At 62.5% G+C, this 8,763-nt stretch carries 12 protein-coding genes; 1 reads left to right on the top strand and 11 read right to left on the bottom strand.

The window, feature by feature from the left end; all coding sequences use genetic code 11:
- The 7 genes from HMPREF3014_RS00285 to HMPREF3014_RS00255 are packed head-to-tail and all read right to left on the bottom strand — an operon-like array spanning position 1 to position 5,828.
- Positions 1-492, bottom strand: coding sequence for a DUF1833 family protein (locus HMPREF3014_RS00285; protein WP_023098722.1), 492 nt, complete (start codon positions 490-492; stop codon positions 1-3).
- Positions 476-943, bottom strand: a complete 468-nt coding sequence (locus tag HMPREF3014_RS00280) for a hypothetical protein (protein WP_023123637.1) — start codon at positions 941-943, stop codon at positions 476-478. Before HMPREF3014_RS00280 ends, HMPREF3014_RS00285 begins: the two co-directional genes overlap by 17 nt.
- Positions 940-3,429, bottom strand: coding sequence for a tape measure protein (locus HMPREF3014_RS32860; RefSeq protein ID WP_083327196.1), 2,490 nt, complete (start codon positions 3,427-3,429; stop codon positions 940-942). The genes HMPREF3014_RS00280 and HMPREF3014_RS32860 overlap by 4 nt, the downstream gene beginning before the upstream one ends.
- Positions 3,429-4,046: a DUF6246 family protein gene (locus tag HMPREF3014_RS00270; RefSeq protein WP_023098984.1), complete on the bottom strand. Its 618-nt coding sequence runs from the start codon at positions 4,044-4,046 to the stop codon at positions 3,429-3,431. The genes HMPREF3014_RS32860 and HMPREF3014_RS00270 overlap by 1 nt, the downstream gene beginning before the upstream one ends.
- Positions 4,043-5,038 (bottom strand): phage tail tube protein, encoded by a 996-nt coding sequence (locus HMPREF3014_RS00265; protein WP_023114281.1) that lies wholly within the window; start codon positions 5,036-5,038, stop codon positions 4,043-4,045. The genes HMPREF3014_RS00270 and HMPREF3014_RS00265 overlap by 4 nt, the downstream gene beginning before the upstream one ends.
- A 14-nt stretch (positions 5,039-5,052) precedes the next feature.
- Positions 5,053-5,427, bottom strand: a complete 375-nt coding sequence (locus HMPREF3014_RS00260; protein WP_003127992.1) for a phage tail termination protein — start codon at positions 5,425-5,427, stop codon at positions 5,053-5,055.
- Positions 5,424-5,828 carry a forkhead box protein gene (locus tag HMPREF3014_RS00255; RefSeq protein WP_070734352.1) on the bottom strand — a complete coding sequence of 135 codons (405 nt, stop codon included), beginning with the start codon at positions 5,826-5,828 and terminating at the stop codon, positions 5,424-5,426. Before HMPREF3014_RS00255 ends, HMPREF3014_RS00260 begins: the two co-directional genes overlap by 4 nt.
- A 93-nt stretch (positions 5,829-5,921) precedes the next feature.
- On the opposite strand from HMPREF3014_RS00255, the gene HMPREF3014_RS00250 reads away from it, so the two are divergent.
- Positions 5,922-6,407, top strand: a complete 486-nt coding sequence (locus HMPREF3014_RS00250; RefSeq protein WP_023114279.1) for an HNH endonuclease signature motif containing protein — start codon at positions 5,922-5,924, stop codon at positions 6,405-6,407.
- Here the strand turns inward: HMPREF3014_RS00250 and HMPREF3014_RS00245 are convergent.
- From HMPREF3014_RS00245 to HMPREF3014_RS00230, 4 genes are all read right to left on the bottom strand, one after another.
- Positions 6,404-6,724 (bottom strand): hypothetical protein, encoded by a 321-nt coding sequence (locus HMPREF3014_RS00245; RefSeq protein WP_070734354.1) that lies wholly within the window; start codon positions 6,722-6,724, stop codon positions 6,404-6,406. The two genes, HMPREF3014_RS00250 and HMPREF3014_RS00245, sit on opposite strands and share 4 nt — an antisense overlap.
- Positions 6,721-7,122 (bottom strand): DUF7370 family protein, encoded by a 402-nt coding sequence (locus HMPREF3014_RS00240; RefSeq protein ID WP_014603768.1) that lies wholly within the window; start codon positions 7,120-7,122, stop codon positions 6,721-6,723. Before HMPREF3014_RS00240 ends, HMPREF3014_RS00245 begins: the two co-directional genes overlap by 4 nt.
- Before the next feature lie 84 nt (positions 7,123-7,206).
- The gene (locus HMPREF3014_RS00235) at positions 7,207-7,665 is read right to left on the bottom strand and encodes a hypothetical protein (RefSeq protein WP_070734356.1); all 459 of its coding nucleotides are present in this window, start codon (positions 7,663-7,665) and stop codon (positions 7,207-7,209) included.
- Positions 7,666-7,675: 10 nt separating this feature from the next.
- Positions 7,676-8,752, bottom strand: coding sequence for a major capsid protein (locus tag HMPREF3014_RS00230; protein WP_058160761.1), 1,077 nt, complete (start codon positions 8,750-8,752; stop codon positions 7,676-7,678).
- Positions 8,753-8,763: the final 11 nt, after the last annotated feature.

Below are 8,763 nucleotides of genomic sequence, written 5' to 3'. Positions count from 1 at the left end.
TCAAGGCCAGTATTTGAGTCCGGGGAACTCGCTGACGTTGTAGATGTGGCGCAGCGCGGCGGTGTTGATGAGGTCGTAGTAACCGGCCTCGACCTGAACAGTGAGACCCTCGAAACCCGGCGTCTTGACCCTCATGCGGTATGGCCGCTCAGCGGGTGCTGTGAGATCGCTTTCCAGATATATCCGCAGGATCAGGGTCACATACTCCCCCGCCTCCAGGGCTTCGTTGATACGCTGCTGTGCGAATCCGGTCACGTTGTCGATTGCGAATCCAACGTTCTGGTTTCCGCTGTTGTCTCGCTTCGGAATCGATACGTCGATAGCGCCAGCGATGAACGTCAGCAGGCGCCCGTCTTCGGTCATGCAGGTGAGATCGTCATAGCCCTGGCAGATGAGGATAGGCTCCGGCCACGCCGGGCATGACAACTCGACCGTGGCGAACTGCAGGTCTTCACCGCCGGAGGCATAGAAGCGCTCAAGAGCCGTCGCCATGTCTAGGCCACTCCCTGTTCATCGCGATGTCGAAGATGTCGGCGAGGAGGATGTACTCGGGCAGAATCTCGGCCCAGCCTGGGTCGATGATCGAGCGCTCTCGCATCACGACGGTTGCGTTGAAACGCCAGTGGTCGCGCCCGACGAGATAGCCGCCGTCGTAGATCCCCTCGAAGTGCAGGTTGCACGGAACGATTCCCTCTTCCGTACGCAAATCGCACTCGAACCACTTGACGCCGTCTTTCAGGACGTCTCGGTACCACCCCTTGAACAGACGCGCCTGCTCAGCGGTGAACAGCCAAGAAACCTCCAGAGCAACCGGCACGCCGCTGAAGTTCCGTCGATAGCGTGCCCGGCCGCTCTGGAGGGCGGTCCTGGCCATTGGTTCAACCGTCTTGAAGCCGTACCCCTCCCTGAGCGGAAAGGGAAGGCCATCAGGCCATTTGATCATCGCCCTGCCCTCCTGAATCCATAGGCGCCTTCGATTGCTTTCGGGTAAAGCCCCTGGCCAGACGAAACCTTGTTGGCAAAGTCCTGCTCGACCGCATCGAGAGTTACCCGCAGGTTGTTCCCGTCCATGGCGGCGGTGGCGGAAACCGGCGGACCGTTGTTGATGATCTGCAGGCTGATCTGCGGCGAGCCTTGAGCGGAGGCGTCGCCGTTGCTGATCACCTCTCCACGGGTGTTCGGCAGCATGTACTGCCGGCCATTCGCAGCCTGGAATACCTCTGGTGCGCCGTTCTCGTTGATCCGGTACATGCCGCCCGCCCCTACGGGACCGCCGTACTGGCGACCTCCAGCGAACATCCCAAGCATTGCCGGGATGGCGGCCGCCATTGCGGTAAGGCCAGCCGTTGCCGCCCCGCCGAATGACGCAACCGAAGCGGCAGCGGCGGCTGGCGCGTAGGCAGAAGCCATAGCTGCACCTGTCGCCGCGGCTGTCGTCGCCGCAGCCGCCTGCTGGGCCTGCCCCATGATGAAGTTCTTCGCCTGTTCGATACCGACCTTGACGAGGGCGCCCACGACCTGGTTCAGCATGGCGCCGGCCAGTTGTCGCATTGCATCGGCACCGTTGTTCGCCCCGGTTATCAGCCCTGTCAGAGCGTTCGTGCCGGCCTGCTGCACCTGATCCAGCGTTGCCATGATCATCTCGTTGCCGGCAGCCTGGCGGCGGAATCGCTCCTCCTCCAGTTGCTTCATCGTGGCATCGTGCTGTTGCTCGGCCTGCGCCTTGAGTTCCAGGTAGCGCTGGTCCTCGAGCAACTTGGCCTCGTTCAGCTTTTTCAGATTCTCCAGTTCGGTCTGGTAGCGCTGGTCTTCGCCGGCGATAGGGTCCATTTGCCCCAGCAACTGCTTGTTGGCTTCGACCTGTTGCGCTTCGTACAGAGCTGCGGCGAGCGCGCGGACCTGGGCGACCTGCTCCGGCGTGGCGTACTCGTTGAGTTGCAACTCTGCCTGGGTCTGCATCAGGTCCTTGCCCTTCAGGCCGACAAGAGCGAGTTGCTGGCCGAGGCTGGCAATGGTGTCGATGTTTTCCTTCTGCGCCTGGGCGAGTTCCTGAGCGGCTTTCTTGGCTGCCTTCTGCGCCTCGGTGAGCTTCTTCGTGCCTGCCGTGGCAGCGGCCTCGGCGTTGACAGTGCCTGTCTTCCCGCCAGATTTCCCCTGGGTAGATGGTGGCGCCACATTCGGCACGACTACCGGAGGCTTCTTCTCCTGGTCCTTGTAGAACTGGTCGATCAGCGCTTGTGTCGCGGCGATGTTCGCCTTGATTTCGTCCTCACTGAACAGCGCGATCGCCTGCCCTTTCCCACCGATGCGCAGGCGCTTCAGCGGGTTGGCCAGCATCTCCTGGTACGTGTTGAGCTGGTCCTCCAGGCGGACAATATCGTCAGACGCCGCGCCGTGTAGCGCCGCGGCAATTCCCTCGGCCGCCCATTTGACGATCCGAACGGTTTCTTTCGCGCCGGAGATGATCTGGTTGAGGGCGCCTACCACCCCGGCCGCCAACTCCTGGGCGGCACGAATGGTCTCGGGGTCCTGCAATGCATCCGCGAGTTCGGCGATGTTGCTGGTCAGAATCTGGCTGGCGCCGCTCGACTCGTTCACCTTGCCGATGAACACCGTCATGCTGTTGCGAAGCTTGGTAAACGAGTCTGCGACCGATGTTTCCATCTCATCGGCCAGTGCCTTGTTCTCGTCCCGGGTGCGGCGCAACCCTTCGTTCAACGCCTCGACAGACAGCTTCCCGCTGGCGCCCAACTGCCGGATTTCAGCCTGGGTCCTCCCGGTAGCCTCGGCGATGCCCTCTACGATCGACGGCGTCGCGGCCATGATCGAGGCCCAGCCATTGGCTTCGACCTTGTTCTTCATCAGCGCCTTGGACCACGCATCCATGGCGGTGGTGGCCTGGTCGGCGCGAGCAGCGTCGCGAACCAGCGCGTAGGAGAACGAGTCGGTGATGTCCAGAACGTCGGACGTGGTGTAGCCGAGATCCCTGAGCGTGTCAGCCGTAGCCAGGTAGACCTCTTGAGCCTCGCTCAGCGCCCGGAAGGTGCCGTTGGCGGTCTGCAACAGGCGCTCCTGCACCATGGCGTACTCTTCGGCGCTGCTGGTGGCGTTCCGAATGCGCGAGGCCATCTGGCCGTACTGGTCGGAAAGCTCGATGACCGACTGGAGCGTCCGGAGCGAAAGGTAAGCGGCAACGACCCGGGTCAGCCCGCTGTATGCCGAGGTTTGGGCGCCGATCTGCTGGTTGGCCTGCCGCACAGCCCCGGCCACCCTGGTCATGCGGGTCTGCAACTTCCCAGCAGTCGCATCGGTCCGCTGCATGGAACCCTGCATGCTGTCCAGCGAGCGATCGGCGGCGTTCGCACCGTTGACGAGGCTGGAGGTATCCGCCTCGACGGTGTAGTAGATGCTGCCGACATTCTCAGCCATCAGGGTGCTCCTTTCGCCCGCGCCTTGCGCTTGGCCTCGATCTTGTCGAACCACTCCATCGTCGCGTCATGCTCTGCCGCGGTCGGGGCTCTGGCGCCCGGAGCGTTCGATTCGGTTGGGGGGTATTTCGCGCGCAGGGCGCCGATCAGGCCGGTCATGGTCATGGACCAGGCTTCGCGCTCGCTCAGCCCCAGGTGCGCTATCGCCGTCGCGACGTACTCCCGCGCAACGAATTCCCCCGAGTAGTTCGGCTCTTCGTCGTGGCGCCGGGGGAGCGGCGGAAGCGCCCCAGTGACGCCGTGCTTCAGCAGGCAGCGCGCGAGAGGCACAAGGTGCTCGACGTCCGCAGTTCCTGGCCGGTAGACCAGGTCCTGGTCGTAGTAGCCAAACACGTCGGACAGGTCCTGCTCACTACAGGCCACCACCACGGCCAGGGCGTCCGCGAACTGGTCCGCCTGATGCTTCTCGGTGATCGGGTCGCTCATGACGCGCGCGAAGACGTCGACAATCTCGGCCGGCGTACCGAGCTGGGTCATGGCGTACAGGGACGGCCGCAGGAGAAAGAACTCCCCCGAGGCCGTGTGTACGCCTATCTCACCGATCTCGGTGAGGATCACGGTGCAGTAACGGTTACCGGAACGGTCACGCTCACCGACGGCCGCGCCGCACTGGTGATTTTCACCGTGGTGGTACCGACATCAACACCGGTCACCAGGCCGGTCGAGCTCACGGTGGCAATCGCCGGCGCCGCGCTTTCGTAGACCAGGCCAGGAGCCGCACCGGTCGGGGATACAGCGGCGGTCAGTTGCTGGGTGGCGCCTTCGGCGATCGAGACGGAGGTCGGCGAGACAGTGATGCCCTGCACCAGCGGGACAACCGTGACAGTTGCGGTATCGGTGACGCCCGGGGCGACGCTGGAAGCGGCGGTGATCGTGGCGGTACCGGCCGACAGAGCGCTCACCTCGCCGGTAACCGCGTTCACCGCGGCCACGGTCGGCGCACTGGAAGTCCAGCGCAGGCCTTGCGGAGCGCCAACAGGCAGCACGACGCCCTCGAAGTTGAAGCCTTCGCCAACGGTAAGCGAGAGGGTCTCCGGCACGACCTGAATGCTGGTCGGGTCCGGCGCATCCGCGTCGGGGGTATCCTCGACGATCAGGCCGAAGTCGGAAGCGGTCGCCGAAGCCTCGAAGCTGTAGGTGGTGACATCGTCGTACGGCGCGGAGCGACTGAGGTTGCTGATGAGCATGAATGCGGTGAAGGTCAGGTCCGGGAAGGTCATGCGCATCCAGACAACAGGCTGTCCGCCGGTCGCGTCCGGCTTCACGACATGCTTCGTCAGGTCGATCAGGTTCTGCGCGCCGGCACCGGAGGCCTTCACGGTACCGTCACCGGAAATGGTCAGCGTCTGGAAACTGGCCAGGTTCTCCCGCAGTGCGCCAACCGAGTCGGAATCAGTCGCGTCGATGGTGTCCCACTCGACGGTGAATTCCTTCGTGCGGAGCGACCCAAAACGGCGCCAGTCATTCTCCGCCGGCAGCGCATCGCCGCACCCGATGTAATACTCGAGCACGACGTCGCGGCCCGGAAATTTGAGCTTCTTGCAAGCCATGTCTGGCCTCCTGATTAATAGAGAACTTCAAGGTCCAGGCTGTACCAGGCCCGGTTTTCGGTGGTGTATCCAGGCCCGATCGGCTCGCCGATTGCCCGAACAGATGCGGCGCCACAGGGGACGCTGTCACCAAGCGCTACCTGCGCCAGGGTCTCGATTGAGTTGCCGACGTCGACAACGTGTTTCCGGACGCCCTTCGGGCCGAGGAGGATCACCTTGAACCGCAGGCGACGAATGTCGACCTGAGTCGGGGGGCCGCCGGTTTGCTGGATCGCTGCGATGAATGCCGAGTCGAGCGAGGGGTGGTCGACCCACATCCCGCGGCTGTACTGGTAGCCCTCGCCCAGGATCGAAGCCAGCCAGTCCTGGAAGGCGTCGTAGGGGGTCATACGCGGTATGTCCTGCGGAGGATGGCCGGGATGACTGGAATGATCTGGTCAAAGCCCTTCGTGAGAAATTCAGGCTCCGCATTCGGGTCCCAGTAGTCCCCCCGGCTAGGGTCGTTCTCGTCCCGCGGCTGGCCGGCGAGAGTGCCTGGCGCATCGTGGACTGCTGCTGCGTAGGCAGCGGTGTAACCGACGCTTCCCTCGACCCCGTTTGGGCCAACAGTGATCTGGGGGGCCGTTTGGCTGTTGACCAGAGTCGATGTGTCGATCGGTATTATGGTCTGCGCCATTGCCGCGCCCTGGCTCAGCACCTCATAAACAGCGCGCTCGGAAACGCCGCCGGCAATGTTTTCGACAGCCACACGAAGATTCCGCCGGACGCGGTCGATGCCCTTGACTGGCATGGGTCACCTCAAAGGTTGAAAGGTTGATCTGCAGGACCTCATGCACCGTATTGGATAGAATTCATGCGCCGCACACGCGCAGGAGAATTGACGATGCTCACCGCAAAGCGATTGCAAGAGGTAGTTGTCTACGAACCCGAGACTGGCCTTTTTACCTGGAGGAAAACGCTCTCCAATCGAGCCATAGCCGGTCGTCAGGCGGGCACCATTGATGCGCGTGGATACTTGGTGATCAAGATCGACGGAAAGCGCCATCAAGCAAATCGTCTTGCCTGGATTTACGTCCACGGGAGGCTGCCGAATGGAGTGGTGGATCACTTCGACGGAGTTCTCACCAACAACCGGATATCCAACCTTCGTGAAGTACCTCAATCCACCAACACCAAGAACAATAAAGTCTCGAAGAACAACACTTCTGGGCACCCTGGCGTCTATCTGAACAAGCGAACCGGTCGCTGGTACGCGCAGATATGGGACAACATGAAATGCATCCACCTGGGCAATTTCATAGATAAAGCTGACGCAGTGGCAGCAAGAAAATTGGCTGAGGATAGACTTGGTTACATGGTTCGAATCTAAGTCACGAGCAGAAAATCAGGATCCTCTCCAAAAAAGCTCATGTCCCAGTTCGTCACCGAGCGAATCTCTTCCCAGCCGTTGGAGCCGTCGAACTGGATCAGGTCCAGGTACTTCGGCCGGCGGTCCTCGGTGAATATCTGGTGCCGCGACACGAACTCGGCGCCGTTGTTATCGCGGACCTGCTCACCCTTCGCTACCCAGGTGCAGGCGATCTCGTACTCGGGGCCGTAAACGGCCTCCTGGGTCGAAAGGTCGAAGTGCAGGAATGGCCGAACCGTCGCCGTGTTGGTGTAACTCCAATTCGCTGTCGTGCTCATGAGTCACCACACATGCAGCCACCGCGCGCTATCCAAAGACCGCCGTGTGCGGTCTGGGTTGGGTTCGGGGGAATCAGCCCCGTCGCACATCCGTACTTGTCCAGGGCGTTCAGCAAGGCCAACTGCGCCTTCCAGCGATCAGCAAAGGCCTGGTAGCGGAACGATCGAGAAGCGCCGGATGGTGCCGTCTGGCTGCTGATGTACTTGTCGGCCTGGGCCAAGGCAAACAGCGCCAGCAGGTAGGCCTGAATCAGCAGCGCGGTCGATGCCGGGTAATGGGCATCCAGGCAGTCCTGGATCTGCTGCAACTGCTCGATCCACGCCGCGAGGATGAAATCGGGCACGTTGTCGATGCCCTGGCTCTGCAGGTACTGCCGGGCCTGTTCAACTGTGATCATGTCCGATTCCTGGAAGAAGAAGGCCCCATTTCTGGGGCCAGAAACGACGAAGCCGCCCGCAGGCGGCCTCTCGTCACGCACCGGTCACTTGGCCGGGAACAGCTTCACCAGTTCGCCCTCCGGCAGCAGGGCGGCAAGCGCTTCCTCGCCCTGGCGGCCATCGAACTCGATCTTCAGCTCCTTCAGGCGCGCTTTGATCAGCTCGCGGCGCTCGCTTCCGTCCGGGATCGCCGGGGTCAGGGTGCCGGCCTGGGCCTTGGCCTGCTCCCGGATACTCGCTGCTTCCGCGTTGGCTGCGGCGATGATGCCTTCGGCCTGGGCCTTGGCTTCGTCGATCATGGCATCGACGGATGCACGCGCTTCGGCGAGAGCTTGCCTGGCCGCTTCGTCGACCTGGGCCGAAACGTCCAAGGTCAGGCTTCCGTTCCTGAGTGCGCCAACCTCGCGCACGTTCGGCAGGAGCGCAGCGGCAAGTGATTCGAGTTCCAGCACCTGGCCCTTGGAAACGCCGTTCCAGGGCTTGATCACCTCGTATTTGGGCATGTCGGTCTCCTTACGCCAGGTTGGCGCCGTAGATCACGCCGGACAGACCTTCGTCGTCCTTTTTCACCTGGATGCCCATGGCGCTCATGATCTGGAAGTTGTAGTTGACCTGCGGCAGAGGGCGCGGCAGCGGGATAACACCGGTAGCCATGCCGACCAGCGGGGTGACCACGTCTCGGCGGCGCTGGTAGCCCAGGAACTCGTTGCCGGACAGCGCGTAGGATTCGCGGAACTCGCGGATCTTGGCACGGGCGAGAATGCGGTCGCGGATGGTGCCGTTGACGACGCCCCCATTCACATAGTCGCCGTCCAGGTTGGCCATGATCTCGGGAGAAACCCAGACGACGTCATAGGCGTCCACCTTGTTGGCGCGCGCGGCCTGGCCGAAAGCGCCCTTGGTGAAGAAATCGATCAACTGCTGCTGGGTAGCAGTCGTCAGGTCGATGTTCGCGCCGCCGGCGCCGGAGCCCAGGTTGACCTTGATGGTGTTGCGGTGATTGCGCAGACCCTGAGCCGGGTAGTTCTCGACCTGGATGTTGGTGGCGCCGTCCAGGGTGTAGGCAACGATCCGCTTGTTGAACTTGCGGAGCTTCGCAGCCTGCGAGTCCAGAACCAGGTCGATGCCGACGGTGTTCATGCCGGCGGCATGGCGCCAGTTGACACCGTAGCCGGCGGTGAACACCGGAATGGGGTCGCCATCGGAGTTGTACTCGGTGTGATCGAAGGAGTACGGGGCCTGGCCGTCGATGCTCACCGACACATCATCGGCGATGTCGCCGACCACGTTGTAGAGCTTGGCGGTCTTGCCGATCGGCAGCACGGTCTGCACCTGCAGGAGATCGTTGACGATCTCCATGCCGGTTTCCTGGTTGCGGTACTGGATGATCTGGGCGTCGACCTCGGCCCAGAACTCACGACCCAGGCCGGCGAGCGCGTTGCAGGCCAGCATTTCGGGGGTCATGGCGCCGCGGTGGTGGGTGATCATCGCAGCGTTCTGGTTGTTCCAGATGTTGCGGTTGGCCTGCAACTCCTGGTAGTGGCCCATCAGGCGAGGATGGGCGGCGATTGCTTGCTGGGTGAGGAACATGTGTCCGTACT

The sequence above is a fragment of the Pseudomonas sp. HMSC065H01 genome, from assembly GCF_001815235.1.
GTDB classification, from domain to species: domain Bacteria; phylum Pseudomonadota; class Gammaproteobacteria; order Pseudomonadales; family Pseudomonadaceae; genus Pseudomonas; species Pseudomonas aeruginosa.
Note: the sequence above shows the minus strand (reverse complement) of the source record. Positions and strands in the feature narration are given on the sequence as shown.

Coding starts and splice junctions, on each gene's coding strand:
- HMPREF3014_RS00245 (WP_070734354.1), bottom strand. CDS start 6,724: ATGAGCACGACAGCGAATTGGAGTTACACCAACACGGCGACGGTTCGG.
- HMPREF3014_RS00265 (WP_023114281.1), bottom strand. CDS start 5,038: ATGGCTTGCAAGAAGCTCAAATTTCCGGGCCGCGACGTCGTGCTCGAG.
- HMPREF3014_RS00255 (WP_070734352.1), bottom strand. CDS start 5,828: ATGCCAGTCAAGGGCATCGACCGCGTCCGGCGGAATCTTCGTGTGGCT.
- HMPREF3014_RS00260 (WP_003127992.1), bottom strand. CDS start 5,427: ATGACCCCCTACGACGCCTTCCAGGACTGGCTGGCTTCGATCCTGGGC.
- HMPREF3014_RS00285 (WP_023098722.1), bottom strand. CDS start 492: ATGGCGACGGCTCTTGAGCGCTTCTATGCCTCCGGCGGTGAAGACCTG.
- HMPREF3014_RS00240 (WP_014603768.1), bottom strand. CDS start 7,122: ATGATCACAGTTGAACAGGCCCGGCAGTACCTGCAGAGCCAGGGCATC.
- HMPREF3014_RS00280 (WP_023123637.1), bottom strand. CDS start 943: ATGATCAAATGGCCTGATGGCCTTCCCTTTCCGCTCAGGGAGGGGTAC.
- HMPREF3014_RS00235 (WP_070734356.1), bottom strand. CDS start 7,665: ATGCCCAAATACGAGGTGATCAAGCCCTGGAACGGCGTTTCCAAGGGC.
- HMPREF3014_RS32860 (WP_083327196.1), bottom strand. CDS start 3,429: ATGGCTGAGAATGTCGGCAGCATCTACTACACCGTCGAGGCGGATACC.
- HMPREF3014_RS00250 (WP_023114279.1), top strand. CDS start 5,922: ATGCTCACCGCAAAGCGATTGCAAGAGGTAGTTGTCTACGAACCCGAG.
- HMPREF3014_RS00230 (WP_058160761.1), bottom strand. CDS start 8,752: ATGTTCCTCACCCAGCAAGCAATCGCCGCCCATCCTCGCCTGATGGGC.